The following is a 26,555-nucleotide window of genomic DNA, read 5'->3' as shown; positions in this document are numbered from 1 at the left end:
GACGGAATCTCAGAAAAATGGTCGCCATGGGGACAACAGCGCCTCGGTGAATTTTGCGACGTTGGATCGCGACTGCCATTCGTCGAGGGTGAGCTCCACGCAGTTCGCCATGTCGATCTCGAATATTTCAGCCATCCGCTCGGCGACAGTGGGATCGGTGATGGCGATGTTGACCTCATAGTTGCCCTGGAGGGACAACCTGTCGAGGTTGGCCGTGCCGATCGTCGACCAGATGCCGTCAATGGTGCAGGTCTTGGCATGCACCATGGCTCCCTGGTAGAGGAAGAGCCGTACTCCCTGATGAAGGAGCCGGTCGTAGTAGCCACGGCTCAGCCAGTCAGCGATGACGTGATTCGACTCGGCGGGAATGACGATACGCACGTCGACCCCGCGAGAGGTCGCCTGGTGAAGGGCAGCGACGACGTCATCGTCCGGAATGAGATAACCCTGGGTCATCCAGATCCGCTCACTGGCACGGTCAATGGCCTCGAGGTACATGTTCCGAATGGGATAGACGGCCATCCGCGGGGAGTTGCGGTGTACCGCGAAGGGGGTGTCCCAGTAGCGCACCCCAGGGGAGGGCAACACCGGCTGATTGCGTCGCGAGACCAACGCCCCTTTGGGTCGCTGGTTCCACATGTCGACGAAGGTGTTCTCCAATTCCCCGACAGCCGGGCCGGTGATACGGGCGTGGGTGTCACGCCACCGATCCGCGTAGAGGGACCCGATGTTGTACCCACCGATGTAGGCGACGCCGGAATCGACGACGAGGAGCTTGCGGTGGTCGCGTCCCATGTTGCGGATGGTTGGCATCCACGACGGGGTCACGAGCGGTTGGGCGCGCACATGGACGCCGTGCAGCTCGCGGAAGAAGCGCGGATCGACGACGAGGTTGGCGAAGGTGTCCCACATCGCATAGACCTCGACGCCTCGGGCAACGGCGTCGACGAGGGCCTGGCGGAACTGTCGACCGACCTCGTCGTTCTTCCAGATGAAGGTTTCGAGATAAATGGTGTGCTGAGCCGCCTCGATGTCGGCGATCATCGCAGCGTAGAGGTCACGTCCGAAGGTGAAGATCTCGACCTGGTGATCGCCCACCTCGAGGGATTCCACCGAGGCGGTGGGGAAGCGGTAGGGACGGCGACCCCGTCTCCTGACGCCGTTGAAGACGACGAGCCCTGCCATCGTGGCCATCTGGGCGGCAACCGTTCCGCCTGCTACCCAGTGCAGGACGCGGCGAAGGGTGGTTTTCTGGCGAGGGGCCCGGGTCATGTGCTCAGGGTACCGGGCCCCCGAACACCGGCTGCGAGGCAGTCGGCGTCGAGGGCCTGGAAACGTTGTGTCATGACGACTGGTTGATCACCGGCGCAGTGCCCGTCGCGCCAACCAGTTGCCCAGGAACTGGGCCAGCTGGACGACGATGATGATCGTCACGACGGCAACGGCCGTCACCGTCCAGTCGTACCGCTGATAACCGTAAGTGATGGCGAACTGCCCCAGACCGCCACCGCCCAGAGCACCGGCGATGGCCGTCATGTCGACGATCGCGATGAGGATGTAGGTGTATCCGAGAATCAGCGGGCCCAGGGCCTCACGGGCCACGACGTCGAAGAGGATCCGCCACGGACCGGCGCCCATGGCGCGCGCAGCCTCGATGACACCGGGCTCGACGGTGACGAGGTTCTGCTCGACGATTCGGGAGATCGCGAAGGTGGCCGCGATGCACAGTGGGAAGGTGGCGGCACGAACGCCGATCGTCGTTCCGACGACCTTGAGTGTCAGTGGAGCGATCGCCGTCATGAAGATGATGAACGGAATCGGCCGGATGATGTTGACGATGACGTTGAGAATGGTGTGGACGACCTTGTTGGCGAGCAGCCCACCGCGACGGGTGGCGTAGAGCAGGATGCCCAGCACCAGTCCACAGACACCGCCGATCACCAGGGTGATCAGGGCCATGAAGAGGGTTTCCCAGATGGACTGCAGATATATCGGACGCAGGTAATCACTCATCAGTGGTCCTCCTGACTGGTGGTCGTGGTGGCGGCAGCCGTGTCGGAGGCGTCGGTCAGGATCCGGGCAGCCTTCTCGACGGCCTCGTCGGGGCCCGACAAGGCCACGGTGTAATTGCCCAGCGAGCCGCCGTGGACCTCGATGACTCCACCATGGACGATCCGGAAGGAAGCCCCCGTCTGGCCGATACGAGCCAGCGCGTCCCCGAAGGCGTCACTGGACACCGAGCTGACGTCGACCAGGCGAGTGCCAGGGTTCTCCGAGCGCAGCCGGGCCTCTTCCTCCCCACTGGGATGCTGACCGATGATCGTCGACAGGAAGCGCTGGGTGGTCTCGGACTGTGGATGGGCGAAGACCTGCCGGGCGCTCCCGGTCTCGACGAGGTGTCCAGCTTCCAGCACCGAGACCTGCTGAGCGATGGAACGGACGACCTCCATCTCGTGGGTGATGACGACAACCGTCACCCCGAGAACCTCGTTGACCCGCTTGAGTAGGGAGAGGACGTCAGCCGTCGTCTCCGGGTCGAGGGCGGAGGTGGATTCGTCAGCCAACAGGATCGACGGCTTGGTGGCCAGCGCCCTGGCGATTCCGACTCGCTGCATCTGTCCGCCGGAGAGCTGGTTGGGATGATCCCATGCCTTGCTCGTCAGCCCGACGAAGCTCAGCAGCTCGGTGACGCGCTCCTTCTCCTGGGCCTTCTTCCAGCGAGCCAGCTTGAGTGGGTAGGCGACGTTGTCGTAGATAGTCCGGGACCCGAACAGGTTGAACTGCTGGAAGATCATCCCGATGTCGGTTCGCAGCGGGCGCATCGCCTTGTCGGAGAGCTGGGAGACGTCGGTGCCGTCAACCAGTACCTGCCCGCTCGTCGGGGATTCCAACCCGTTGATGAGGCGCACCAGGGTGGATTTTCCAGCGCCGGAATGTCCGATGACCGCTGAGATGGAACCTCTCTTGATCGCCAGGCTCACGTCGTCCAAGGCTCGCACCGGCCCGATACGGGTCTGGAAGTCCTTGGTGACGTGTTCGAAGACGATGTGATCAGGACACTGCGGCGCCGAAGCAGGCGCGACATCTGTTGCCATGGGGAGCCTCGCTGGGAAATCGGATAGGGATCAGGAATTCGACTTCTTGATTTCGGTGGTCAGATCGCCCAAGATCTTGTCGAGATCGGCCTGGGAACGATCAGAAACGACCTTGGCAGTGCCGCCGGACTGCTTGACGATCGACTTCTGAACCTCGGGGTCCGACCACAGCTTGGCGACCTTCTTGTAGGTCTCGTTGTTCTTGTCAGCGGCCTTGGCAGCAATGATGTTGACGTAGGGGTCGGCCGACTTGCCGGTGGCGTTGTCCTTGTAGAGAACCTTGTTGAGATCCAGGCCGGCGTCGGCGGCGAAGTTGTTGTTGATGACCGCGGCATCGACACCGTCGAGGGAGGCAGCCGTCTGGGCGGCGTCAATGGCCTTAACCTTCACCTTGGACTGGTTGGCAATGACGTCGGCAGGGGTCGACAGGGCAGACCCGCCGTTGCGTAGCTTGAGCAGTCCGGCCTTCTGCAGCACGAGAAGGGCACGTCCCTGATTGGTGGCGTCGTTCGGAATGGCAACGGTGACCCCGGCAGGAAGCTGGGAGACCTGCTGGTACTTCTTGGAGTAGATGTTCAACGGGACGACGTAGGTCGCGGAGATCGCGGTGAGGTTGTCGTGGTTCTTGACGTTGTAGTCAGCCAGGAAGAGCAGGTGCTGGAAGACGTTGAGGTCGACCTGCCCCTGGGAAAGGGCGACGTTGGGCTGGGTGTAATCGTTGAAGTTGACGACCTCGATGTTGATGCCCTCGGCGGAGGCCTTCTTCTTGAGGACCTTCCAGTAGTCGTTGGCGGCCTCGGTGGTGCCGATCTTGACGGTCGTCGTGCCGCCAGCTGCTGAGTCGTCACCCTTGTTCTTGTTCACCGCGAAGATGATGCCGGCGATGATCGCCAGCACGACGATGATGATGCCGACGATGAGGCCAGTGTGGTGGCCACCGGGCTTTTCGGGAAGAGCCTCAGGGGTCGACGCCGAGGGGGTGGATGCGCTCATGAGTTGGTCTCCTGGATATGTCTTGGGTGGATTCGGGTGAAGATGCGATCGGGTATGGCACGTCGGTCTGCATGAGTGTGCAGATGTGGGCATAGACCGACCACTAGCATGAACCAGTGGGAGAGAGGGGCCGGAAGTCCTGCCGGCGGAACCAGTCCGCCGTCAGCAGGTGCCGAGCATTCGCAGGTAGCACGAGCGGCACATCATCATCGAGGCCGCGCGAAGGTCGGCGTCGACGGTGTGGCTGAAGGCCGCAGTCATAGCAGTGCTCCTGAATTCTGGTGGCGACCCTGATCGGGTCGAGCTTTCCTTGAACTTACGGCCATTCATCCGATGCTGTCAATGCGTGAGCGTCTGTTTCACTGGATGAACACCAGTGAGTCATGGGGATCAGCGCCCTGTGGAGGGCCCTGACGGACCGGTAGGCTGTGAGCCGCCATGACGACACCGGATCTGTTTTCGTTCTTCGAGTCGACCAATGAGAGGCGCCACCCGGTCGAACCGGGGGTCTTGCCGACGCATGCCGCGATGACTACGGCAGGAGTCTCTTCCGTCGACCTGCTGGCCGACCTCAACCCGCCCCAGCGTGAGGCCGTCCTGCATGCGGGGGCCCCGGTCCTCGTGGTGGCCGGTGCTGGTTCGGGCAAGACCCGTGTCCTGACCCGTCGTATCGCGCACCTAGTGGGGGAGCGCGGTGTCCATCCCGGTTCCATTCTGGCCATCACCTTCACCAACAAGGCTGCGGCTGAGATGAAGGCGCGCGTCGTCGATCTGGTGGGCAACCGGGCCAAGCCGATGTGGGTGTCGACCTTCCATTCCGCTGCGGTGAGAATGCTGCGGACCGACATTGATCGTCTGGACATCTCGCGCAATTTCTCCATTTATGACGACACCGACGCGAAACGACTCATCACCCTGGTGACCCGCGATCAGAATCTGGACCCGAAGAAGTTCCAGCCACGGGCGATCATGAACTGGATCTCGAACCAGAAGAACGAGCTTATCACTCCCGATCAGGCTCTCGAGAATGCCAGTAGCGGAAACGATCGAACGAATGCTGAGGTCTATGTCGAGTACCAGCGTCGCCTTCGTGCTGCGAACGCCCTGGACTTCGACGACCTCATCATGTGCACCGTCACCCTGTTGAGGCGGTTCCCGGACGTGCGTGAGCAGTACCGCCGCCGTTTCTGCCACGTCCTCGTCGATGAGTACCAGGACACCAACACTGCTCAATATCAGTTCATCCGGGAGCTGTGCGGGGATGATCCGGTGCCATTGGCTGACGGAGCGCGCAGCGTCGATTCGCCCGAACTCATGGTCGTGGGTGACTCGGACCAGTCGATTTACGCCTTCCGTGGCGCGACGATTCGTAACATCCTTGATTTCGAGAAGGATTTCCCCGGCGCTCGGACGATCCTGTTGGAACAGAATTACCGTTCCACGCAGACGATCCTCACTGCCGCGAACAATCTCATCAAGGTCAACCCAAACCGTCCGGCCAAGAATCTGTGGACCGATCAGGGTGACGGCGACAAGATCGTCGGATATGTCGCTGATACCGAACATGACGAAGCGGCCTGGGTGGCGCGACGCACCGACGAGCTCGTGGACGAGGGGCGCACCAGTTACGGACAGGTCGCGGTGTTCTACCGCACCAACGCCCAGTCGCGAGCTTTTGAGGATGTCTTCATTCGTACCGGTCTGCCGTACCGGGTCGTCGGAGGCGTGAAGTTCTACGAGCGCAAGGAGGTTCGTGACGCGGTGAGTTACCTGCGCGCCATCGCCAACCCCTCCGACGACGTCTCGCTGCGACGCATCCTCAACACTCCACGCCGCGGCATTGGTGCGCGGGCCGAGGCCGCCGTCGAGATGTTCGCCACTGCTCGACGGATCAGCTTCTGGGAGGCCCTCAGGCGGATCGACGAGATCAATGGACTGGCAACGAGATCGGTCAACCAGATCCGAACCTTCGTCAGCCTGATGGAGGACCACATCGCGATGGTCGAGCAGGGCAGGCGAGCTGATGAGATCGCCAGCTCCATCCTCAAGGAATCCGGCTACATCGCCGAGCTCGAGAACTCCAAGGACCCCCAGGACGAGACGCGGCTGGAGAACCTCGTCGAGCTGGTCTCGGTGGCCCAGGAATTCGTGGCCAGGGTCCACGCCATCGACATCGATGCCGCAGAGGAAGGCGACGTCGAGGACCTCGAGTTGTCGGCCGACGACTCCCTGCCGGCCTTCCTTGAACAGATCGCCCTGGTCGCCGATTCGGACCAGTTACCGACCGGTTCCGACGGGGTCGTCACCCTGATGACCCTGCACACCGCCAAGGGCTTGGAGTTCGACACCGTCTTCATCACTGGATTCGAGGACGGCGTCTTTCCCCACATGAGGTCGCTGGCAGACGCCACCGAACTGGCGGAGGAGAGACGGCTGGCCTATGTGGGCATCACCCGTGCTCGCAAACGGTTGTTCCTGTCCCGGGCCGCGGTGCGGACGATGTGGGGGCAGGCCCAGTACAACCCGCCGAGCCGATTCGTCGACGAGATTCCCGAGCGCCTCATCGAGTGGGAGAGGCTCGGCCAGGTCTCGGTGGGATGGTCGACCTCCGCGAGTGGTCGCTCACACTCGGCACGCGGATCCTTGAATGACGGCACCCCTGCCTTCGGGTCCGGACGGGGACCCGCGAATGCGCCCAGGAGCAAGTCCCTCTCGCTGTCCGTGGGGGACAAGGTGCTGCACTCCACCTTCGGACTCGGCACCGTCAAAGCCACTTCTGGTCAAGGTGAGAACGCCAAGGCTGACGTCGATTTCGGGTCGGCTGGTCTCAAGAGATTGGCGCTGAAGTTCGCTCCGCTCGAGAAGCTGTGAGCACGGCCTCGGGAGTTTTCCCACGTCGGATCGCTCGACGTCGTGACACCGGGTGGGCACTGGACCGTCGGGGTTGTTAATCTGTTCTCGGTGGGCAAACGACCAACCGCGTCGACCTCATTGTGAACATTCTTGTGTTCGAGATGGCAGGTTGCCGTCAGCCCCGTTCCCGGCCAGGCAACGGCCGGTCGACTCGCAGAGTGGAGAGATTGTGGACCTGTACGAATACCAAGCCCGCGACCTGTTTGAGAAGCACGGTGTGCCTGTGCTTCGAGGCGTCGTCGCGGAGATTCCCGAGCAGGCGTCCGAGGCCGCAGCGAAGCTCGGCACCCCCGTCGTCGCCGTCAAGGCGCAGGTCAAGGTGGGTGGCCGTGGCAAGGCTGGCGGCGTCAAGATCGCCAAGTCCCCTCAGGAGGCGGCCGAGCACGCCAAGGCCATCCTGGGCATGGACATCAAGGGTCACACCGTTCACAAGGTGATGATCGCCGAGGGAGCTGACATTGCCGAGGAGTACTACTTCTCGATCCTGCTCGACCGTGGTGAGCGTCGCTACCTGGCGATGTGCTCTCGAGAGGGTGGCATGGACATCGAGACCCTCGCCAAGGAGCGGCCCGAGGCCCTGGCCAAGGTGCCGGTCGACCCGATCGACGGTATCGACGAGGCTAAGGCTCGTGAGATCCTTACTGAGGCTGGCTTCCCCGAGGGGGAGCAGGACGCCATCGTCCCGGCTGTCGTCAAGCTGTGGGAGACCTACCGGGACGAGGACGCCACCCTCGTCGAGGTCAACCCGATGATCAAGACCGGTGACGGACGCATCCTCGCCATCGACGGCAAGATGACCGTCGACAACAACGCCTCCTTCCGTCAGCCGGAGCATGCAGCCCTGGTGGACCGCGCCACCACCGACCCACTGGAGCTGCGCGCCGGTGAGCTCGGCCTCAACTACGTCAAGCTCGACGGCAACGTCGGCGTCATCGGAAACGGCGCCGGCCTCGTCATGAGCACCCTGGACTGCGTCGCCTACGCCGGCGAGGAGTTTCCGGGATCCCCGAAGCCTGCCAACTTCCTCGACATCGGCGGTGGCGCCTCGGCCGAGATCATGGCCAACGGCCTTGACCTCATCATGGGCGACGAGCAGGTCCGTTCCGTCTTCGTCAACGTTTTCGGCGGCATCACCGCCTGCGATCAGGTGGCGCTGGGAATCAAGGGCGCTCTCGAGAAGCTGGGCGAGAAGGCCTCCAAGCCGCTCGTCGTCCGTCTTGACGGCAACAACGTGGCCGAGGGCCGCAAGATTCTCGAGGAATTCAACCACCCGCTCGTGACCATGGTCCCGACCATGGACGAGGCCGCCAGCAAGGCCGCCGAGCTCGCATCCAAGGAGGCCTGAGACATGGCGATCATTCTCGACCAGAACTCCAAGATCATCGTCCAGGGCATGACCGGCTCGGAGGGCATGAAGCACACCCAGCGCATGCTCGACTCCGGCACCGCCGTCGTCGGTGGCGTCAACCCGCGCAAGGCGGGCACTACCGTGTCCTTCAACGGTGGCGTTACCGTCCCGGTCTACGGCAGCGTCAAGGAGGCCGTCGAGGCCACCGGCGCCAATGTGTCCGTGATCTTTGTCCCGGCCAAGTTCACCAAGTCGGCCGTCATGGAGGCCATCGAGGCCGAGGTCCCGCTGGTTGTCTGCATCACCGAGGGTGTCGCCGTCAAGGACACCGCGGAGTTCTTCACCGCCGCCCAGCGTTCCGGCAAGACCCGCATCATCGGCCCGAACTGCCCGGGCATCATCAGCCCCGGAAAGTCCAACGCCGGCATCATTCCCGCCGACATCTCCGGCCCGGGACGCGTGGGCCTGGTCTCCAAGTCCGGCACCCTGACCTACCAGCTCATGTACGAGGTGCGCGACCTGGGCATCTCGACGGCCATCGGCATCGGCGGCGACCCGATCATTGGGACCACCCACATCGATGCCCTGCAGGCCTTCGAGGACGACCCGGAGACCGACATCATCGTCATGATCGGTGAGATCGGTGGCGACGCAGAGGAGCGCGCAGCCAAGTACATCTCTGAGCACGTCACGAAGCCGGTTGTGGCTTACGTGGCTGGCTTCACCGCTCCTGAGGGAAAGACGATGGGTCACGCCGGCGCTATCGTGTCCGGTTCCTCGGGCACCGCGGCCGCCAAGAAGGAGGCTCTCGAGGCTGTTGGCGTTCGCGTCGGCAAGACCCCGACCGAGACCGCCAAGCTGGCTCACGAGGCGATGGACTCGCTCAAGAAGTGACGCCCTGATCCTGTGTTCGCACGGAACCCGGCCCCATTGTGGAGCCGGGTTCCGTGCGTTGTGTCGTGCTCACAGGTGTGGTGACTCAGAATCGTCGCCGGTGGACGGTAGGGTTCCAGATGATCTTCTTCCCCGAACCGAACAGGACTCCCACATGGGCACATCTGGCTCGACATCGACCTCGGCGAGGTTCGTCGTTGAGTCCTCCGAGGCTGACGGACCTCGTGAGCCTCGCGTCCCGTGGCCATGGCCGGTCGTCGTCCTGGCGGCCGCAGCAGCAGCCATCCTGGCCCAATGGCTCGCCTTGGCCGGGATCATCGTCCCGGAGTGGTTGTCCAGTAACGGTCGGTCCTTCCCGAGCATCCTTGTTGCGGCGTCGAGCCTCTGGCTGAGTGGCCACGGTGTGCCCATCGACATCATCGGGATCCACGTCGGCCTCATCCCGCTGGGGCTCACCTGCGTCAGCCTGCTGCTCGGTGAGGAAGCCTGCCGCTATGGCACCCGCGTCTTGTGGCATCGCCACGACGGACACCCGCCACGTCGACATATCGGTGAGGCGATTGCCCTCCACGCCACCATCGAGCTTCTCGCGGCAATCATCATGACGGCTGCCGCCGGTACGTCCCACTGGGTGACGGCCATGGTTGGTGCCCTTCTCATTGGACTGTGCTCAGGTCTCGTCGGGGCTAGTCGCGGTGCACGCGTCAACCCGTTCGGCGGCTTGCCCCACTGGGCTCGTGGACTGCCGAAGGCTGTTGGGTCGACCGTTGCCATCTGCCTGGCAGGCGGATCAGCCGCACTAGCCGTCGCCCTGCTCGTTCATGCGAGCAACGTGGTCCACCTGCACCAACAGATCGGAGCCACCGGATGGGGGGGAGTCTGCCTCATCCTGCTGCAACTGGCCTGGCTGCCCACCATGGCACTGTGGGGAACCTCATGGACGGTCGGCCCGGGGTTTGCCCTTGGAACCGAGACCTTCGTCTCCCCGCTCGGAACACACCTCGGGATCGTCCCGGCATTGCCAGTGCTTGGGGCCTTGCCCTCCAACGGTCCGTTGAGCCCGGCTGCCTGTGCCTGGTTTGCCGTCCCGGTGGTTGCCGGAATCGTCGGTGGCATTCTTGTCATGAAGTCCCTGCCGGAGGCCGGGTTTGAGATAGGAGCGGGTATCGGTGCTCTTTCTGGTCTGTTGTCCGGGCTCGTGTTGGCCATCCTGGGCCTGCTGAGTCGTGGCAGCCTGGGTGATGGACGCCTTAGTGAGGTCGGTACGATCATGCCGGCTATGGCTGGATGCGCGGTCGGTATCCTCACCCTGGTGACGATGCTGTGCGGGTTCGCCGTCGGTATGACTCGCCAGCTGCAATCCGAGGAGTCGCGTCAGGGGCGTGCAGAGCGTCGCGAGGCACACAAGGAAGCCCACGCAGCCAAGTCCGAGGAGAGGGCCCGGAGCCGGGCTGCCAGGAAACAGGCTAAGGCCGAGAAGAAAGCTGCTGCGAAAGCAGCTGACGCGGAGGAGACCCGCGCCGTTCAGGCCGAGGACCTAGATGCTGGTGAGGGTGCGACCTCGGTCGAAAATGAGTCGTCGTGGAAGGACACCGGGTCGAGGAGGACCACCCGTCCCACGGCTGCGTCCAAGGACATCAAGGCGGTCGAGGAAGAGACCATCGGCCACGGCATCTACGACTCCATTCAGAACGATCACGGGAACCCCGACAACGGGGACACCACCCACCATTCCTGAGCCGGGCGAGACCGCCTTCAGGGGTGGCGTCGCCCCCCCTGCCGACATGAACTCCTGGGATGACGCCACACGCCGTGGCAAATGGGTGCATACTTGTCCTCAAGCACACGTGCTCCGGGGTCGGTGAAAGTCCGAACCGGCGGTGACAGTCCGCGACCCGAGCCGTCCTCGTGACGGTGAGGTTGAACCGGTGGAATTCCGGTACCGACGGTTAAAGTCCGGATGGGAGGCAGCACGGCAGGTGGCTGGCGTCGTCAGCCCCGTGTGTCGTCCCTGCGCACCCCCGGAGTCGCAACGGCCCGGGAGGACAGATGGACCAGCGGTGGGACGACGCCATGACGCTCGCCCTGAACTTGGCAACGAACTCGCCATGCCCTGACCCGAATCCGCGTGTCGGCTGCGTCATCGTCGCCGATGGTCAGGTTGTCGGACAGGGATGGCATCACGGGGCGGGAACCTCACACGCCGAGGTAGAGGCACTGCATCAGGCTGGCGACGCTGCCCGGGGAGCCACTGCCGTCGTCACCCTGGAACCGTGCAATCACACCGGACGCACCGGTCCATGCAGCCATGCCCTGCGCGAGGCCGGGGTTTCCCGCGTCGTCATCGCCCAGTCCGACCCCAATCCGGTGGCAGTTGGGGGAGAACAGTTCCTGCGCACCAACGGGGTCGAGGTCGTCACGGGTGTTCTTTCCGAGGCTGCCATGGCTCTCAACGCCGACTGGACGTTCAGCCAGATCCACCGACGCCCCCGGGTGTGCTGGAAGTACGCCGCCACCCTCGACGGACGCAGCGCCGCTCCCGACGGCACAAGTCAGTGGATCACCGGGGAAGAGGCGCGTCACCAAGTGCAGATCGGCCGCTCCCGGTGCGGGGCGATCGTCGTCGGTACCGGAACAGCTCTGGCTGACGATCCTCGACTGACTGTCCGGCTGTCCGAGGTCACCTGTCAGCCGCTGCGCGTCGTGGTGGGGATGAGGGACCTGCCTGCTGGTTGCCATCTCCACGACGATTCCGCCGAGACCTTGCAGATTCGCAGCCACGACCCCGTCGAGGTGCTTGACGTGTTGTGGCATCGCGGCATCCACCGGGTCTGGCTCGAGGGCGGTCCACGCCTGGCCGGAGCATTCCTGGCCGCCGGCCTCGTTGACGAGGTCGTCGCCCACATCGCGCCGACGGTATTGGGAGACGGTCGGGCAGCCGTCATCGATCCCACCGTCACCACCTTGACCTTGGCCCACCACTTCGTCATCGACGACGTGCGCCGGCTGGGCCCTGACATCCAAATCCGCGCACACCACGAGTGAGGAGACCCATGTTCACCGGAATCATCGAGGAGATTGGCGAGGTCGTCGCCATCGACAAGGGACAGGAGTCGGCTCGACTGTCCATCCGCGGACCCGTGGTCTGTTCCGACGCCCGGCTCGGGTCGTCCGTCGCCGTCAACGGCACCTGCCTGACGGTCACCGATCTCGACGAGGTGACCTTCGGCTGTGACGTCATGGCCGAGACCCTCAACCGCACTGCCCTGGGGCGGCTGGCCCCAGGGAGCAGGGTCAATCTGGAGCGCCCGGTGGCTGTGGCGGGACGCCTCGGTGGGCACATCGTCCAGGGGCATGTCGATGGGGTCGCCGAACTTGTCTCCCGTACTCCCGGCGACCACTGGGAGGTATTCCGATTCAGCCTTCCCACCACGCTGGCCAGGTACGTCGTCGAAAAGGGGTCGATCGCGATCAACGGCACATCTCTGACGGTCTGCGAGGTCAGTTCCGAGTGGTTCGAGGTGAGCCTCATCCCGACCACCCTCACCGGCACGGTCCTCGGTGGTCTCGAACCTGGCGAACCCGTGAACATCGAGGTCGACGTCATCGCGAAGTATCTGGAATCCCTCGTGAACAAGGAGAAGTCATGCTGAACACCATCGAGGAGGCGCTGGCCGAGCTGCGCTCCGGACGTCCGGTGCTGGTTGCCGACGACGCCGACCGGGAGAACGAGGGAGACGCCATCCTCGCCGCTGAGCTGGCTGATCCACGCTGGGTCGGATGGATGGTCCGCCACACTTCCGGGTACCTGTGCGCACCCATGACCGACGAGCACGCTGACCAACTCGGTCTGCCCCTCATGTGGCCCGCCAACCAGGACCCGCTGCGAACCCGCTACACCGTCGCCGTTGACGCGGCGTCCGGGATAACGACCGGTATCGATGCCGCCCAGCGTGCTCGCACCGCCCGAGTACTCGCAAGCGCCACCTCGACCTCCGCTGACCTCGTCCGCCCCGGTCACGTCCTGCCGCTGCGGGCCCGCGCCGGGGGAGTGCTGGAGAGGCGCGGTCACACCGAGGCCGCCGTCGACCTCGCCCGGCTGGCCGGCTTGGAACCCGTCGGTCTCATCGGCGAACTCGTGGGGGATGACGGTATGTGTCTGCGTACCGACTCCATAGCCGAGCTGGCTCGCACCGAGGATCTGGCCTTCGTCACCATCGATCAACTGGCGCAGTGGCGGCTCTCCCATGATCCGGCTGACACCACTGCGGCACCTCGCGTGACGGCCCTTGCCAGCGCGGAATTGCCGACCCGGCACGGCCAATTCACGATGACCGGTTACCGCGACAACCTCACCGGGGCAGAACACGTCCTACTCATGTCTGACAAGGGGATCCACCCCGACGACGGTGGCCCAGCCTGGGTGAGGGTGCACTCGGAATGCCTCACCGGTGATGCTCTGGGATCCCTGCGTTGCGACTGCGGCGACCAGCTGACAGCCGCACAGGCCCACGTCAATGAGCATGGTGGGGCCATTATCCTGCTGCGTGGCCACGAGGGACGGGCGACTGGTCTGCTCAACAAGATCGCGGCATACCGGGCCCAGGATGGTGGACTCGACACCGTCGATGCCCAGACTCACCTTGGCCTACCCATCGACGCTCGTGAGTACGGCGCGGCGGTGGCGATTCTGGCTGATGCCGGTGTTTCTGCCGTCCGCCTGCTCACGAACAACCCTGCCAAGGTGGACGCCCTGCGTGAAGGAGGACTTGAGGTGACGATGTCGCCTCTCGAGATTCCGGCCCGTCCCGAGGACGAGCGGTACCTGCGTACGAAACGCGATCGGATGGGACATCTGCTGGCACTTGACCACGACATGCCCGAGATCACCACGCCCGACCCGAATCACCCTGAACCCACCTTGAGCACCCAAGGAGAATGATCATGAGCTCTCGTACTAATGCGGGGCCCGCCGCCCCTGATTTCAGCAACCTTGACGGCAGTGGCCTTCAGGTCGCCGTCGTCGCATCGCAATGGCATGACAAGGTCATGAATGGCCTGCTTGCCGGTGCCCTGCGTGGCCTGGCCGACGCAGGGGTGGCCGATCCCGTCGTCGTCAGGGTGCCGGGGTCCTTCGAACTCCCGGTGGCCTGTGCCGCCCTCGCCGACCACTTCGACGCCCTCGTTGCCCTCGGCGTGGTCATCAGGGGAGGAACACCGCACTTCGACTACGTCTGCGACGCCGCCACGCGGGGCATCACGGATGTCGCCGTACGCACCAGGACCCCCATCGGTTTTGGCGTCCTGACCTGCGATGATGATGCTCAGGCTCTCGACCGCGCGGGGCTGGAAGGGTCCCACGAGGACAAGGGACATGAGGCCGCTCAAGCCGCAGTCGCCACCTTCACGACCCTGTCCGCCGTCACAGCCTCGCGCCCCACACAGGCCTTGAGGGCTTAGGGTGGGGGCGTGACCGTTCGTGTTGTCGTGCTCGTCTCGGGCACCGGAACCCTGTTGCAATCCCTCATCGACAACCTGCCCGAAGAGGTGACCATCGTCGCCGTCGGCTCCGACCAGCCTGGCGCCGTCGCCCTGCAACGAGCCGAGAAGGCCGGCATCCCCACCTTTGCCGAGCCCCTCCCCAGGGCCGACGCCGACCAGCGGGTCACCATGAGGGCGGCCTGGGATGCGCGACTGACCGATGACGTCTCCCGGTTCGATCCTGACCTGGTCGTCTGTGCTGGCTTCATGAAGCTGCTCGGGACGACCTTCCTGGATCGTTTCGGGGGACGCACCATCAATTCCCACCCGGCCCTGCTGCCGTCCTTCCCCGGGATACACGGCCCCCGCGATGCCCTGGACTACGGAGTCAAGATCACCGGTGCCACCGTCTTCATAGTCGACGCCGGGGTCGACACTGGTCGGATCCTCGCCCAGCGGGCCGTGCCCGTCCTGACCGACGACACCGTCGAGTCCCTCCACGAACGTATCAAGGTGGAGGAACGAGAGATGCTCGTCGAAGTCGTCACAGAACTTGCCGGGGCTCGCCCCGGTACACAAGAACTCGGCACCGAACCGTCCCGGAAGGATCCACAGTGAGTGAACGTCAACCCATCCGTCGAGCCCTCGTCTCCGTCTATGACAAGTCTGGCCTTGGCCAGTTGGCCGAGGCCCTCATCGACGCCAAGGTCGAGGTCGTCTCGACCGGCTCGACCGCCAAGGAGCTGGCCTCCCACGGGGTGACGGTGACCGAGGTCAGTGAGGTCACCGGCTTCCCGGAGTGCCTCGACGGTCGCGTCAAGACCCTCCACCCGAAGATTCACGCCGGCATCCTTGCTGATCGCCGACTGGAGTCCCACCGTGATCAGTTGGCCGAGCTCGACGTCAAACCCTTCGACCTCGTGGTGTGCAACCTCTACCCCTTCTCCGAGACCGTGGCGCGCGGGGGAGATTTCGACGAGTGCATCGAGAAGATCGACATCGGTGGCCCGTCGATGGTCCGCGCGGCCGCCAAGAACCACGCGAGCGTTGCCGTCGTCACCAACCCTGACCAGTACGAGGACCTTGCCCGAGCCCTGTCCGAGGGCGGCTACACCGGCGAGGAGCGTCGCGTCCTGGCAGCCCGAGCATTCGCCCACACCGCTGCCTACGACGTCGCGGTGGCCACCTGGTTCACCACTCGCAACGGGGTCTCCGGCGAGGGAGTGCCTGCCTTTGTCGGCATGACTGGTGAGCTCATCCATCCGCTGCGCTACGGCGAGAACTCCCACCAAGCTGCTGCGGTCTACCAGAGCCCCGGCGAGCCCGGTCTGGCCGGAGCTCGGCAGCTGCATGGCAAGGCCATGAGCTACAACAACTACGTTGACACCAACTCGGCCCGTCGCGCCGCTTTCGACTTCGAGGAGCCGTGCGTCGCCGTCATAAAGCACTCCAATCCCTGCGGCATCGCCACCGGTTCGGACATTGCCGAGGCCCATCGCAAGGCCCACGCCTGTGACTCGCTGAGCGCCTTCGGCGGCGTCATCGCCACCAACCGCCCGGTCAGTGTCGCGATGGCCGAGCAGGTCGCTGAGATCTTCACCGAGGTTGTCGTCGCTCCCGGATACGAGGACGGGGCCGTGGAGATCCTGTCCCGCAAGAAGAACATCCGCCTGCTGGAGGCACCCGCGCCCGAGGTGGCCGGCTGGGAGCTGCGCCAGATCGACGGTGGGCTGCTGGCCATGGAGGCGGACGTCTTCCAGGCCGAGGGCGACGACCCGAGCCAGTGGACCCTCGCAGCTGGTGAGGCCGTCGACGATGCCACCCTGGCCGATCTACTCTTCGCGTGGAAGGCCTGCCGCTCGGTGAAGTCCAACGCCATCCTCCTGGCCCATGGCGGAGCCTCGGTCGGCGTCGGCATGGGTCAGGTCAACCGCGTCGACTCATGCCGTCTGGCCGTGGAGCGGGCCGGCGATCGCGCCGCCGGATCGGTGGCCGCATCCGACGCCTTCTTCCCCTTTGCCGACGGTCCTCAGGTTCTCATCGATGCCAACGTCAAGGCCATCGTCGAGCCGGGCGGATCGATTCGTGACGACGAGACCATCGAGGCCTGCCGCAAGGCTGGCGTCGCTCTCTATCTCACTGAAACGAGGCACTTCTTCCACTGATCCCGGCTCGAGGACCAACGACACGTGAAGGGGCCCGGACCATGATGGTCCGGGCCCCTCGTGGTTCTTCGGGAAGGTCAGTCGAGCTCAGCGATGTAATCCCACAGGGCGACGACGCGCTTGCCGTCAGGTGCCCAGCGAACCATGCCCTCGCCCGAGGAGGCAATGGTGTGGATCTTGAAGGTCACCTTCTGGCCCTTGTCAATCTTGGTGGGAATCGTCGATCCCTTGACCGGCTGAGCCCAGTGGTACTCACCGGCTTCGTCCTGGACGTTGAACTGCTTGACCGACAGCGGAACCGTCCCGGTTGCCTCGGAGACCGTCACCGTCCACGTGAGGTCTGCTTCCTCCGCGCCAACCTTCGTTCCAGGCGGGGCAGTAGGACCGTTGACGTTCATGACCACCGAGTTGCCACGATCAAGGTTCACCTTGACCTCGACTCCCTGATAGGAGAGGGCCGGCTTCTGGAGGGTTCCGACGACGGTTCCCGGGGCGCTCTGCGAGGGTAACCAGGAAGGCATGGACTGGGTAGCCAGCTGCTCGGCGGGGCTGCCAGCCTCGGCCGAGGCCGACGGCGCGGGCGAGGCAGCGTCGTGACCAGACGCCGAGCATCCCGAGATCAGGACGACACCTGAGCACAGACCGACGACGACAGCCCTGCGAAGGCCCGTGGCGATTGCGTGACGATTACTCATTCCCCACCTCTCAGCGTCGTTTGCGGCGGATAGCCCAGGCGGAGACGGCGGCACCGACGACGACCAGACCGGCAATTGCGGACTCCGCGGCAGCCGGGTCGGAAACCTCACCATTACCGGTGCGCGGCAGGCTGGGGCGCGAACCGTTGCCGTCGTCACCAGGAGCAGCGCCGGGGGCAGTGCTCCTGGTGGCGGTGGCAGTCGGGGCAGCGGAGGCGGGCGTGGATGCACTGGCCGAGGTGCTCGAGGTGGCGGTGGCAGTCGGGGCAGCGGAGGCGGGCGTGGATGCACTGGCCGAGGTGCTCGAGGTGGCGGTGGCAGTCGGGGCAGCGGAGGCGGGCGTGGATGCACTGGCCGAGGCGGACGGGTTCGGCTCAGTCGGTAGGTTGTTGAAGACGTCCTTGCCGAAGGTCCCCAGACCAGCCTGAGCAGCGAAACCGAGGTGGCCGTCTCCATCGAGACCGGTGGAGACGGTGCCAGCCTCAAGCTCGCGGGTGTCATTGCCCTTGGAGACCTCGAAGAGATCCTCCATGGTGCGCAGCCATGAGAAGTGGTTGTAGTAGGTGTTCGAGACGGTTCCCGGCTTGATGTACGGGGAGATGAGCACGGAACCGGTGGCGCCGCCGCCAGGGGTGGCGTCCTGGGCGTTGAAGGTGGCCAGCGGGGACTCGTCGTTAGCCAGATGGCCGGGGACACCAGTTGCCGACAAGGTCACTGAGGTGACGTCGGCGGTGGTCTTCAGAGGCTTGTCGTTGGCATCGACGATGACGAAGGAGGAGTTCGTCACATCATCCTTGGGATCGGCGACCATGTTCGGGCCCTGGTTGGCGACCTTGCCGACGTGGGCACCCTCGGGGATGCCTTCGCCGGTGACCTTGCGACCTAGATCAGTGACGGTGACCTTGCCGGTCAGCTTGGAGGTGCCAGCAGTGTTGCTGACGTCAATCGTCTTGGCCTTGGAGTAGCCCCAGCCGGCACCGGTGTTCTTGGCACCGTGTACGCAGTTGGACTTGTCGGCGTTCACCAGATCGGTGTCCTGTTCACAGGACGGCGGGCGGGTGATGTAACCGTTGTCACCCGGTCCTGGGAACAACTGGTTGCCGTGCTCGTCGGTCTCGAGGGTCGAGTTCGGGCCGGTCGGCTCCCAGTCGACGTTCTCACCGTTGATGTTCTGCCCGGCGAGGTCGGCCTTGACGTAGTTCTTCGACATCTTGGACGGCTTCGGGAAGGTGTTGGCATCGTACTTCTTGTACCCCTCCGCGAGATCCTTGATGGTCTGCGGGGAGTAGTTGTACAGCTCCTCCTTGCGAGCGGCCTTCGCAACGTCGGTGTCATCGGTGGCGTTGTTGAACGACATGTTCGTGAAGGGTGGGTTGGCCTCGTCGAAGGTGACGTCGATGAGTCCACCGTCCTTGAAGGCATCCGACTTCTCGATGAGCGGGATGTAGTAGCGCAGCCACAGATCAGCGGCGTAGAGGCCACCAGTGTGGTTCTTCGGCGGGGTGCTCAGCGGCTTGGAGTAGTCCGGCTTGCCGTCGGCGTCGAAGAGACCGGAAAGGTTGTTGCCCTTACAGGTGGCGTCGTGGGCGTCCGAGCAGTTGTTCGGGGTGATCCAGCTGAAGGCAGGCACCTCGTCCGCGGGCTTGGCCAGATCGGCGAGAAGTCCGTTGGACGGGTCGTCGGCGTTGGCAATGTGCTTGGAGTCCGACGGAATGCCACCGTCGGTCGGCTTGGTCAAGGAGTCCTTGCCAGTGCCGTCATTGCCGATGATGGAGTGGAACCACGGGAAGGGGAAGTGTTTGGCGACGTATTGGTCGTCAGGCTGAGCGCCGGTGAAGGAGGTGATGCCCTTGGCCTTGTCCTCCTCGGTCGGCTTCATGGCCTTGGGGTTCTTGTCCGGGGTGTTCTCCAGGGTGCCGGGAGAGCCAGCCAGGCCGTCCTCGCGTCCGGAGTGGTTGCGCAGGTCCTGGGCGTATCCCTTCCACGTGACGCCGGCGGCATCGAACTGGTTGAAGAGGGTGGGGACGTCCTTGGGGTAGGTGCAACCGTTCTTGCCGTCGGCTGCGTTCGGACCAGCCAACGAGAGAACCTGACCGTAGTTGTCGTCGCGCCCGAACTCCTTGCCGGTGTGACGGTCGATGATCGACGCGTTCGAGCCGAAACTGGTGTTGGCGACGTCGCAGTCGGACTGGAGGTCCATCTCGGCGGACTGTCCGGAGACCATCGAGGTGTAGTTGTCCTGCGAGTAGTGGCCGGTGCCGAAGTAGTGGGGGAGCAGAGCGCCCTGCTTCGGCAGCTCCTTCCACAGGTAGGAGTTCTGGTTGAGTCCGGAGAAAGTGGCGTCGTAGGACTTGTTCTCCAGGATGATGAGCCAGACGTGCTTGATCTTGCCGCTGGCAACGTTCGTCGAGGTGATGGTGGTGTGTTTCTTGGCGCTGCTGGATGCGCCAGGTGTGGCTTTGTTTTCGGGCTGGGCATGGCTTGCGATCGGCGCGACGAACCCGAAGGCAGCCATGCCGGCAGCAACTGAGGCGCTCACCAATCGGGTGAGGCGAGAATGCGGTGTGTGCATGGCACCGGTCTACCTGCAGGAGTCGGAGGATGAGAGAGTAGCCGGTAAACAGTGAGGGAAGTGCTGGTGAATGTGTGGTGATGACATGCCAGTGACGACGTGGGTGGCACTGGGACGTCAAGCCTCTGCCGTGGCCGCCAGATGGCTTCGTGACGGTTACTGTCTCGGTGGCGCACCGTTCCAGTGGATTCCTGCGGACACCCTCGTCGTGCCATGGTTCTGCTGTCAGACGATGGTCACTCCGTGGCAATTGGAGGGGTACCGGGTGCGACGGGTGGAGATCGGGGACGATTTCCTGGCCGACGCTGACTCCGTGGCCGCAACCATCGCGTCATGTCGACAACGACGTGAACACCCGGTGGTGCTGAGCTGCGAGACCTTTGGCATCCAGCCCGGTTCGGCCTTGACTGAGGTCTTCGAAGAAACCCGACGAAACCACATTCCCGTGGTCGTCGATCGCACCCACTCCTTCCTGGGGCCATCGTCGTCACCGGCTGACGTCGACGTCGTCAGCACCCGAAAGCTCCTGCCCCTGCCCGAGACCGCGTGGGTCAAAGCCGCTCACGACCTGTCGGGTCTGGTGGGAGCACGCGATGAGAGGGATGAGCTTCTCACGGCCGCGCGACGACAGTTCCTGGCCAGACGGGGACTGGCCGCCTTTGAGGCGGCGGAGGACCTTGCCGACGAGTGCTGGGCCCCAGTACCACCCAATGACGACGCACGTCGAGAGTTCGAGGCGTGTGATCTGGCCGGGTACGCCCGGCTCGTCGAAAGGACCAGGGACGACGTGGTGGCCGGGCTGTCCGGGACGGGGGCGATCCGTGTGGTCAATCCGGGAGCCTCCTGTCCAGTCGTCTTTCAACATCCGGATGCCGGGGAGATCGCTGACAGATTGCGAGGTGTCGGTGTCGTCGGCCCGTTGCACTGGGATCGCCCGCGTCACCTGGACGTCGAGTGGCCCGACGATCTCGTCAGCCTTCCGCCGGTGATGGACGTGAACACCATTGATCGGGTCATTGACGTTGTCACCACGGTCGTCGACAGGTGAGGGACCGTGTCTCGTGGAAAGATGGTGGCCCGTTGAGGCCGTGACACAAGGAGGATCCATGACCGCTCAGAAACTCGACGGCAAGGCCACCGCCGCCGCCATCAAGTCCGAGCTTGCCGAAACTGTGGCAGTCCTACGCGACAAGGGAGTTGTCCCGGGGCTGGGAACGGTGCTCGTCGGGGATGATCCGGCGTCGCATCAATACGTTGCCGGTAAGCATCGTGACTGTGCCCAGGTGGGCATCGAGTCGATTCGGGTCGACCTACCGGGAGATGTCACGGCGGAGGATCTTGCTCAGGAGATTCGTGGGCTCAACGCCAATCCGCGCTGCACCGGGTACATCGTCCAGCTGCCGCTGCCTCGCCACATCGACACCAACTGGGCTCTCAACCTCATTGATCCCAACAAGGACGCTGACGGTCTGACCCCCGCCTCCCTGGGGCGTCTGGTGCTCAACGAGCCGGCTCCGTTGCCGTGCACTCCGCGTGGGATCGTCGAGCTGTTGACCCGGCACGGGATCGAGCTGCCGGGAGCCAATGTCTGCGTGGTGGGTCGCGGAACGACGGTTGGTCGGCCGCTGGGACTGCTGTTGACCCGGCGTACCGAGAACTGCACCGTCACCCTGTGCCACACCGGTACCCGCAACCTCGCTGACCACACCCGGCAGGCCGACATCATCGTCGGCGCGGCCGGGTCTCCGGGACTCATTGATGCGAGCATGATCCGCGAAGGAGCTGTGCTCGTCGACGTCGGGGTGTCGCGGTCGGCGGAGGGGAAGATCCAGGGAGACTTCGCCCCTGACGTGTGGGACAAGGCCGCGTGGGTTTCGCCAAACCCGGGCGGAGTCGGTCCGATGACCCGCGCCATGCTGCTGTCCAACGTCGTCGACAGGGCTGAGCGGCTCGCTGCGGATCCTTCATGAGCCGACTGACGCCTGAAGCGCCCACCGGACGTGCCACCCGACGACCGCGACGCAATGACCGTCGTGCCGCGTCAAAGAGGCACCTGGAGTCCTGGTGGGCGCTGACCGTGTGCCTGCTGGGGGTCGCCGCGTCCGCAATCGTCATGGGGACGGGGCACTGGAGGCGCGGGGCGGTGGTCTTCGCTGCCTCGGTGCTGCTGGGAGGCGTGTTGAGGGCTGTGTTGCCTGACAATCTCGCCGGACTGCTGGCAGTACGGGCACGGTGGGTGGATTCGGTGTTTCTGCTAGGGCTGGGATCCCTCATGGTCGTCGTCATCCTGACGAGGTGACAGTTCCGACAACGTACATGTCACCAGAAACGCACCTGCGCCAGCTCTGCTCCACCTGGGAGTAGTGGCGCAGGTGACTGTTGGATCAATGTGCGTCCAGGACACTCAGCTCAATGTGCGTCCAAGACGCTCAGCTCAATGTGCGTCCAAGACGCAACGACGCCGACGGGCGAAACTGCGGGCCGAGGTCAATCCCTCACCGGTCGGCCCGGCGATGGTGAAGGTGGCGAACCCCTCGCCGTTGATGCCGATGCCGGCGAAGGACGGTCCATTCTTGACGAAGATCGTGGTCTGGATGCGGCGGGCCATGAGGTCGAGGCGCGACACGTCCTTGGAGTGCATGATCGCGGTGTGGCGGTTGCCGTGCTCCAGCTCCACGGCCAGGTCGATGGCGGCGAGATAATCGGTGGCGGGCACCACCGGGACGACCGGCATGAGCATCTCGACCTGGACGAAGGGGTCCAGCGGGTCGGTGATCATGGTGATGAGTCGGGTGTCCTGCTCGGGCTCGATGCCTGCTGCGCGCAGGATCTTCTGAGCATCCTGGCCCACCCACGCGGTGTTGGGCTTGGTGCCTGAGGGATCGAGCAGCAAGGACCGCAGCTTGACGAGGTCCTCACGATCGCTGATGACCTGGGCGCCATTGGCCTGCAGCGCGGCCATGAACTCTGGCAGCACCGAGGCGACGACGATCATCTCCTTCTCGGCGGTGCACGGCAGGTTGTTGTCGAAACTGGCTCCCTGGACGATGTCAGCAGCGGCCTTGGCAATGTTGGCGGTCTCGTCGACGACGACAGGCGGGTTGCCCGACCCGGCTCCGATGGCCTTCTTGCCGCTCGAGAGCACCATGTTGACGATCTGCGGCCCACCGGTCGCCACCAACATCGTGATGTCCGGGTGGCTGATGAGCTTCTTGGTGGTCTTCGGGGTCGGGTTCGCGATGAGGGTGATGAGGTTGGCGGGGGCGCCGGTTGCCATCATCGCGCGGTTGAGGACGTCGACCAACCAGGCGCTGAGGTGTCGGGCCCTCGGGTGGGGGCTGAAGACGACGGTGTTACCTGCCGAGAGCATGCCGATGGTGTTGCAGATGATGGTCTCGGTGGGGTTGGTCGTCGGGGTGACGGCGCCGATGACCCCGTAGGGGCTGTACTCGAGGGTGGTGAGTCCGTCATCACCCTGATGGGCCTCCATGACGAGGTCCTCCACACCGGGAGTGCGAGTCGCAGCGTAGCGGTTCTTGAGTACCTTGTGATGGGCGTTGCCCATCCTGGTCTCCTCGACGGCCGCACTGGCCATGTACTCCAGGCGGTCCTGCTGGGTCGCGGCCTCGCGGACGGCATCGACGAAGGCGCGACGCTGGGCCAGGGAGCATTCCGAGAAGGCGACGAAGGCCCTACGGGCGGCGCCCACTGCAGAATTGACATCGTTGAAGACTCCGGCGAGGTCCTCGACGCTGGGTTCGGTGACGGGACGTTCGGCTGTGATGGTCATGGCTGTTGGCTCCTTCGGGTGTGGAGTCCTGGGGAGATCCGCCTCCTTGCGGTGGACATCAGGACATCTGATGCCTCGACCATAGGAATGGCCAATCTCGTTCGTCCAGAGCTAAACCAAGAACGGGTCCGAGGTGCAGTGGAGGCAAACCTGTGTGTGCACTGATGTGCATTTCAAAGGAAGAATCAGTTGTGGTCTTTGCCACTGTTCTCCGAAGGCGGTAGAACCTCGTCAAATCCTGTTGTAACAGGATGACAAGCATCATTGCGAGCGGTCTCGGTGGTCTGAATCACTGCACATTCGTGCAGGGGTGTGGTGCATCTCTCCAGACGGACGACAACCTGCTCATAATTCCGAAAATGGCGTCACAACGCGCAGAACGGGCCCGGAACCGAAGTTCCCGGGCCCGTTCGTCAGTAGTCAGTCGATCAGATGAGGCCGAGCTCCTTGACGGCGTCGCGCTCGTCGGAGAGCTCCTTGACGGAGGCGTCGATCTTGGCGCGCGAGAAGTCGTCGATCTCGAGACCCTGGACGATCTCGACCTTGCCGTCCTTGATGGTCACGGGGAAGGAGGAGATGAGGCCTTCCGGCACTCCGTAGGAGCCGTCGGACGGGATGGCCATGGAGACCCAGTCACCCTCGGGGGTGGAGCCCATCCAGTCGCGCATGCACTCGACGGTGGCATTGGCAGCTGAAGCAGCCGAGGAGGCGCCACGTGCGTCGATGATGGCAGCGCCGCGCTTGGCGACGGTCGGGATGAACTCGTTCTCGATCCAGGCCTCATCCACCAGCTCGGTGGCCTTCTGGCCGGCGACCTCGGCGTGGAAGACGTCGGGGTACTGGGTGGAGGAGTGGTTGCCCCAGATGGTCATGTGGCGCACGTCGTTGACGGTCTTGCCGGTCTTACGGGCCAGCTGCGTCTTGGCGCGGTTGTGATCCAGACGGGTCAGGGCGGCGAAGTGATCGTTCGGGATGTCGGCCGCGTTGGTGGCGGCAATGAGGGCGTTGGTGTTGGCGGGGTTGCCGGTGACGAGAACGCGAACGTCGTCGGCGGCGACCTCGTTCAGGGCCTTGCCCTGGGCGGTGAAGATGGCACCGTTCTTGGTGAGCAGGTCGGAACGCTCCATACCGGCCTTACGGGGCATGGCGCCGACGAGGAAGGCGGCGTTGGCTCCGTCGAAGACCTTCTTCGGGTCGTCGCCGATCTCGATGTTCACGAGGTTGCCGAAGGCGCAGTCGTCAAGCTCCATGACGACACCCTCGAGGGCCTTGAGGGCCGGGGTGATCTCGAGAAGACGAAGCTCGATGGGAGTGTCCCCGAGCAGCGAACCGGAGGCGATGCGGAACAGCAGGCTGTAGCAAATCTGGCCGGCAGCACCGGTGACGGCAATCTTGACTGGGGTCTGGGTCATGGATCTCTCCTTGAAAGTCCTCGATGACACTTGGCTATTTCAAAGCCTACTCGCGGCGGCAGCGCGAGATTGGTCGGGGGAGTCATTCGCATCAGGAACAGGTCGCTGTGGTGAGAATTCTCCCGTCGTGCGCCCAGCGGTTGCGCGGGCCCTCAGCTGAGGATGACGGTACGCATGCCATCCAGGAAGGTGCGATGTTCGGCGAAGAGGCGCACCGCCTCGTTGAGGGTCGCCGACTCGGTGTCCTGTCCGACGGCCGTCAGTTGGGCGACGGTCTGGGAATGATCGACGCGCTGGACCCGCTGCTCGATGATGGGCCCCTCGTCGAGGTCGACGGTAACGAAATGGGCCGTGGCGCCGATGAGTTTGACCCCGCGGGAATGGGCCTGGCGGTAGGGGCTGGCCCCCTTGAAGCCGGGCAGGAACGAGTGGTGGATGTTGATGCATCGGCCCGACAGCTGCTCGCAGAGCTCGGGTGAGAGGATTTGCATGTAGCGGGCCAGGACCACCAACTCGACGTCGAGATCGTCGACGGTGCGCAGTACCTCCTCCTCGAAGGCCGGCTTGGACTCCTTGTCGACCTCCTGCCACCGGAACGGCACCCTGTGGAACTCCGCCAGGTTCGCGAGATCAGGATGGTTGGCCATCACCTGCACGACGTCTATGGGTAACCGTCCGGTATCTCGGTTGAACAGCAGGTGCGACAGACAGTGAGGTGCCGTGGACGCGAGGACGAGGGTGCGGACCGGACGTCCCAGCTCGTCGATGCGGAATGTCGCGTGGTAGCGCTGAGCCAGTTCCGCCACAGCGGATTCCAGGTCAGCTCGGCTGCTCACCGACTCGACCTGCAACCGGATGAAGAAGTTTCCGGTGTCGGCGCTGGTGAATTGCTGGCATTCGGTCAGGTTTCCGCCAACCTGAGCACACGCCCCGGTGACGGCATGGACGAGTCCTGGCTGATCGGGGCTGGTCCAGGTGACGACGAGCTCGTGGGGTTCCGACATGACCGGTACGGTAGTCGGCCCAACCCCATGGGGAGTGTAGTTTCGAGGAGCGGATTGAGGGACGGCTGCGGCCTTCGGGGTGTTCCGCAATGTTTCATCGCTGCTCGGGCTGTTTTGCCCACTTCCTCCACTATTGTGATGAACAGTGCCGCACCGGGCCTTCGACGGCCGCATCGCGGCGTTCCCTCGACCA

General features: G+C 64.2%; 21 protein-coding genes, 2 pseudogenes and 1 riboswitch. Of the genes and pseudogenes, 14 read left to right on the top strand and 9 right to left on the bottom strand.

All coding sequences use genetic code 11. The annotated features are described in order from the left end of the window. Nucleotides 1–9 precede the first annotated feature (9 nt). The 4 genes from AC6I1W_RS11745 to AC6I1W_RS11730 all read right to left on the bottom strand — a co-directional run bounded on the left by AC6I1W_RS11745 (nucleotide 10) and on the right by AC6I1W_RS11730 (nucleotide 4,088). Entirely contained in the window at nucleotides 10–1,272 is a 1,263-nt protein-coding gene (locus AC6I1W_RS11745; protein WP_065673835.1) for a phospholipase D-like domain-containing protein, read from the bottom strand. Nucleotides 1,273–1,359: 87 nt separating this feature from the next. After that, nucleotides 1,360–2,013, bottom strand: coding sequence for a methionine ABC transporter permease (locus AC6I1W_RS11740; protein ID WP_065673834.1), 654 nt, complete (start codon nucleotides 2,011–2,013; stop codon nucleotides 1,360–1,362). Then, on the bottom strand, nucleotides 2,013–3,095 hold the full coding sequence (locus AC6I1W_RS11735; protein ID WP_065673833.1) for a methionine ABC transporter ATP-binding protein: 1,083 nt from the start codon (nucleotides 3,093–3,095) through the stop codon (nucleotides 2,013–2,015). Before AC6I1W_RS11735 ends, AC6I1W_RS11740 begins: the two co-directional genes overlap by 1 nt. A gap of 30 nt (nucleotides 3,096–3,125) precedes the next feature. Beyond that, the gene (locus tag AC6I1W_RS11730) at nucleotides 3,126–4,088 is read right to left on the bottom strand and encodes a MetQ/NlpA family ABC transporter substrate-binding protein (protein WP_117189643.1); all 963 of its coding nucleotides are present in this window, start codon (nucleotides 4,086–4,088) and stop codon (nucleotides 3,126–3,128) included. A gap of 139 nt (nucleotides 4,089–4,227) precedes the next feature. Here AC6I1W_RS11730 and AC6I1W_RS11725 point away from each other — a divergent pair. The 11 genes and pseudogenes from AC6I1W_RS11725 (at nucleotide 4,228) to purH (ending at nucleotide 16,889) form a co-directional block, all read left to right on the top strand. Continuing rightward, nucleotides 4,228–4,458 (top strand): annotated as a pseudogene (locus AC6I1W_RS11725) (hypothetical protein). A gap of 68 nt (nucleotides 4,459–4,526) precedes the next feature. Further along, the gene (gene pcrA, locus AC6I1W_RS11720; RefSeq protein WP_462552823.1) at nucleotides 4,527–6,959 is read left to right on the top strand and encodes a DNA helicase PcrA; all 2,433 of its coding nucleotides are present in this window, start codon (nucleotides 4,527–4,529) and stop codon (nucleotides 6,957–6,959) included. Between the two features lie 211 nt (nucleotides 6,960–7,170). Continuing rightward, nucleotides 7,171–8,346, top strand: coding sequence for an ADP-forming succinate--CoA ligase subunit beta (gene sucC / locus AC6I1W_RS11715; RefSeq protein WP_117189645.1), 1,176 nt, complete (start codon nucleotides 7,171–7,173; stop codon nucleotides 8,344–8,346). Between the two features lie 3 nt (nucleotides 8,347–8,349). Then, nucleotides 8,350–9,243 (top strand): succinate--CoA ligase subunit alpha, encoded by an 894-nt coding sequence (gene sucD, locus AC6I1W_RS11710; protein WP_063279532.1) that lies wholly within the window; start codon nucleotides 8,350–8,352, stop codon nucleotides 9,241–9,243. Nucleotides 9,244–9,397: 154 nt separating this feature from the next. Then, on the top strand, nucleotides 9,398–10,981 hold the full coding sequence (locus AC6I1W_RS11705) for a cell division protein PerM (protein WP_117189646.1): 1,584 nt from the start codon (nucleotides 9,398–9,400) through the stop codon (nucleotides 10,979–10,981). Nucleotides 10,982–11,086: 105 nt separating this feature from the next. After that, a riboswitch (FMN riboswitch) is annotated at nucleotides 11,087–11,221 on the top strand. Nucleotides 11,222–11,292: 71 nt separating this feature from the next. After that, the gene (gene ribD / locus AC6I1W_RS11700; protein WP_065673817.1) at nucleotides 11,293–12,288 is read left to right on the top strand and encodes a bifunctional diaminohydroxyphosphoribosylaminopyrimidine deaminase/5-amino-6-(5-phosphoribosylamino)uracil reductase RibD; all 996 of its coding nucleotides are present in this window, start codon (nucleotides 11,293–11,295) and stop codon (nucleotides 12,286–12,288) included. A gap of 8 nt (nucleotides 12,289–12,296) precedes the next feature. Beyond that, the gene (locus tag AC6I1W_RS11695; RefSeq protein ID WP_016665980.1) at nucleotides 12,297–12,896 is read left to right on the top strand and encodes a riboflavin synthase; all 600 of its coding nucleotides are present in this window, start codon (nucleotides 12,297–12,299) and stop codon (nucleotides 12,894–12,896) included. Continuing rightward, a complete protein-coding gene (gene ribB / locus AC6I1W_RS11690) occupies nucleotides 12,890–14,185 on the top strand; it encodes a 3,4-dihydroxy-2-butanone-4-phosphate synthase (protein WP_016665979.1) in 1,296 nt (431 codons plus the stop codon). Before AC6I1W_RS11695 ends, ribB begins: the two co-directional genes overlap by 7 nt. A 2-nt stretch (nucleotides 14,186–14,187) precedes the next feature. Continuing rightward, the gene (gene ribH / locus AC6I1W_RS11685) at nucleotides 14,188–14,703 is read left to right on the top strand and encodes a 6,7-dimethyl-8-ribityllumazine synthase (protein ID WP_016665978.1); all 516 of its coding nucleotides are present in this window, start codon (nucleotides 14,188–14,190) and stop codon (nucleotides 14,701–14,703) included. A gap of 9 nt (nucleotides 14,704–14,712) precedes the next feature. Further along, on the top strand, nucleotides 14,713–15,342 hold the full coding sequence (purN, locus tag AC6I1W_RS11680) for a phosphoribosylglycinamide formyltransferase (protein ID WP_016665977.1): 630 nt from the start codon (nucleotides 14,713–14,715) through the stop codon (nucleotides 15,340–15,342). Beyond that, nucleotides 15,339–16,889, top strand: a complete 1,551-nt coding sequence (purH, locus tag AC6I1W_RS11675; protein WP_117189647.1) for a bifunctional phosphoribosylaminoimidazolecarboxamide formyltransferase/IMP cyclohydrolase — start codon at nucleotides 15,339–15,341, stop codon at nucleotides 16,887–16,889. Before purN ends, purH begins: the two co-directional genes overlap by 4 nt. 77 nt (nucleotides 16,890–16,966) lie before the next feature. Here purH and AC6I1W_RS11670 read toward each other — a convergent pair whose 3' ends face one another. Next, on the bottom strand, nucleotides 16,967–17,287 hold the full coding sequence (locus AC6I1W_RS11670) for a hypothetical protein (protein WP_171048660.1): 321 nt from the start codon (nucleotides 17,285–17,287) through the stop codon (nucleotides 16,967–16,969). Nucleotides 17,288–17,594: 307 nt separating this feature from the next. Next, nucleotides 17,595–20,156 carry an alkaline phosphatase family protein gene (locus AC6I1W_RS11665; RefSeq protein WP_249361311.1) on the bottom strand — a complete coding sequence of 854 codons (2,562 nt, stop codon included), beginning with the start codon at nucleotides 20,154–20,156 and terminating at the stop codon, nucleotides 17,595–17,597. Between the two features lie 85 nt (nucleotides 20,157–20,241). Between AC6I1W_RS11665 and AC6I1W_RS11660 the strand changes: the two are divergent. From AC6I1W_RS11660 to AC6I1W_RS11650, 3 genes and pseudogenes are all read left to right on the top strand, one after another. Continuing rightward, nucleotides 20,242–21,248, top strand: a pseudogene (locus AC6I1W_RS11660) (hypothetical protein). 14 nt (nucleotides 21,249–21,262) lie between these two features. Then, entirely contained in the window at nucleotides 21,263–22,126 is an 864-nt protein-coding gene (locus AC6I1W_RS11655; protein WP_016665972.1) for a bifunctional methylenetetrahydrofolate dehydrogenase/methenyltetrahydrofolate cyclohydrolase, read from the top strand. After that, nucleotides 22,123–22,455, top strand: coding sequence for a DUF3017 domain-containing protein (locus AC6I1W_RS11650; protein WP_117189650.1), 333 nt, complete (start codon nucleotides 22,123–22,125; stop codon nucleotides 22,453–22,455). Before AC6I1W_RS11655 ends, AC6I1W_RS11650 begins: the two co-directional genes overlap by 4 nt. Nucleotides 22,456–22,590: 135 nt before the next feature. On the opposite strand, the gene AC6I1W_RS11645 is transcribed toward AC6I1W_RS11650, so the two are convergent. The 3 genes from AC6I1W_RS11645 to AC6I1W_RS11635 all read right to left on the bottom strand — a co-directional run bounded on the left by AC6I1W_RS11645 (nucleotide 22,591) and on the right by AC6I1W_RS11635 (nucleotide 26,362). Then, nucleotides 22,591–23,946: an aldehyde dehydrogenase family protein gene (locus AC6I1W_RS11645; RefSeq protein ID WP_117189651.1), complete on the bottom strand. Its 1,356-nt coding sequence runs from the start codon at nucleotides 23,944–23,946 to the stop codon at nucleotides 22,591–22,593. A 428-nt stretch (nucleotides 23,947–24,374) separates the two neighbouring features. Further along, nucleotides 24,375–25,358, bottom strand: coding sequence for a malate dehydrogenase (locus tag AC6I1W_RS11640; protein ID WP_117189652.1), 984 nt, complete (start codon nucleotides 25,356–25,358; stop codon nucleotides 24,375–24,377). Nucleotides 25,359–25,510: 152 nt separating this feature from the next. Continuing rightward, nucleotides 25,511–26,362, bottom strand: coding sequence for a formyltetrahydrofolate deformylase (locus tag AC6I1W_RS11635; RefSeq protein ID WP_065673810.1), 852 nt, complete (start codon nucleotides 26,360–26,362; stop codon nucleotides 25,511–25,513). Nucleotides 26,363–26,555: the final 193 nt, after the last annotated feature.

This window comes from Cutibacterium sp. KB22876 (assembly GCF_059728865.1).
Note: the sequence above shows the minus strand (reverse complement) of the source record. Positions and strands in the feature narration are given on the sequence as shown.

Coding starts and splice junctions, on each gene's coding strand:
- AC6I1W_RS11640 (WP_117189652.1), bottom strand. CDS start 25,358: ATGACCCAGACCCCAGTCAAGATTGCCGTCACCGGTGCTGCCGGCCAG.
- AC6I1W_RS11655 (WP_016665972.1), top strand. CDS start 21,263: ATGACCGCTCAGAAACTCGACGGCAAGGCCACCGCCGCCGCCATCAAG.
- AC6I1W_RS11635 (WP_065673810.1), bottom strand. CDS start 26,362: ATGTCGGAACCCCACGAGCTCGTCGTCACCTGGACCAGCCCCGATCAG.
- AC6I1W_RS11740 (WP_065673834.1), bottom strand. CDS start 2,013: ATGAGTGATTACCTGCGTCCGATATATCTGCAGTCCATCTGGGAAACC.
- AC6I1W_RS11695 (WP_016665980.1), top strand. CDS start 12,297: ATGTTCACCGGAATCATCGAGGAGATTGGCGAGGTCGTCGCCATCGAC.
- AC6I1W_RS11745 (WP_065673835.1), bottom strand. CDS start 1,272: ATGACCCGGGCCCCTCGCCAGAAAACCACCCTTCGCCGCGTCCTGCAC.
- AC6I1W_RS11730 (WP_117189643.1), bottom strand. CDS start 4,088: ATGAGCGCATCCACCCCCTCGGCGTCGACCCCTGAGGCTCTTCCCGAA.
- AC6I1W_RS11645 (WP_117189651.1), bottom strand. CDS start 23,946: ATGACCATCACAGCCGAACGTCCCGTCACCGAACCCAGCGTCGAGGAC.
- AC6I1W_RS11705 (WP_117189646.1), top strand. CDS start 9,398: ATGGGCACATCTGGCTCGACATCGACCTCGGCGAGGTTCGTCGTTGAG.
- pcrA (WP_462552823.1), top strand. CDS start 4,527: ATGACGACACCGGATCTGTTTTCGTTCTTCGAGTCGACCAATGAGAGG.
- ribH (WP_016665978.1), top strand. CDS start 14,188: ATGAGCTCTCGTACTAATGCGGGGCCCGCCGCCCCTGATTTCAGCAAC.
- ribB (WP_016665979.1), top strand. CDS start 12,890: ATGCTGAACACCATCGAGGAGGCGCTGGCCGAGCTGCGCTCCGGACGT.
- AC6I1W_RS11665 (WP_249361311.1), bottom strand. CDS start 20,156: ATGCACACACCGCATTCTCGCCTCACCCGATTGGTGAGCGCCTCAGTT.
- AC6I1W_RS11670 (WP_171048660.1), bottom strand. CDS start 17,287: ATGAACGTCAACGGTCCTACTGCCCCGCCTGGAACGAAGGTTGGCGCG.
- ribD (WP_065673817.1), top strand. CDS start 11,293: ATGGACCAGCGGTGGGACGACGCCATGACGCTCGCCCTGAACTTGGCA.
- AC6I1W_RS11650 (WP_117189650.1), top strand. CDS start 22,123: ATGAGCCGACTGACGCCTGAAGCGCCCACCGGACGTGCCACCCGACGA.
- sucD (WP_063279532.1), top strand. CDS start 8,350: ATGGCGATCATTCTCGACCAGAACTCCAAGATCATCGTCCAGGGCATG.
- AC6I1W_RS11735 (WP_065673833.1), bottom strand. CDS start 3,095: ATGGCAACAGATGTCGCGCCTGCTTCGGCGCCGCAGTGTCCTGATCAC.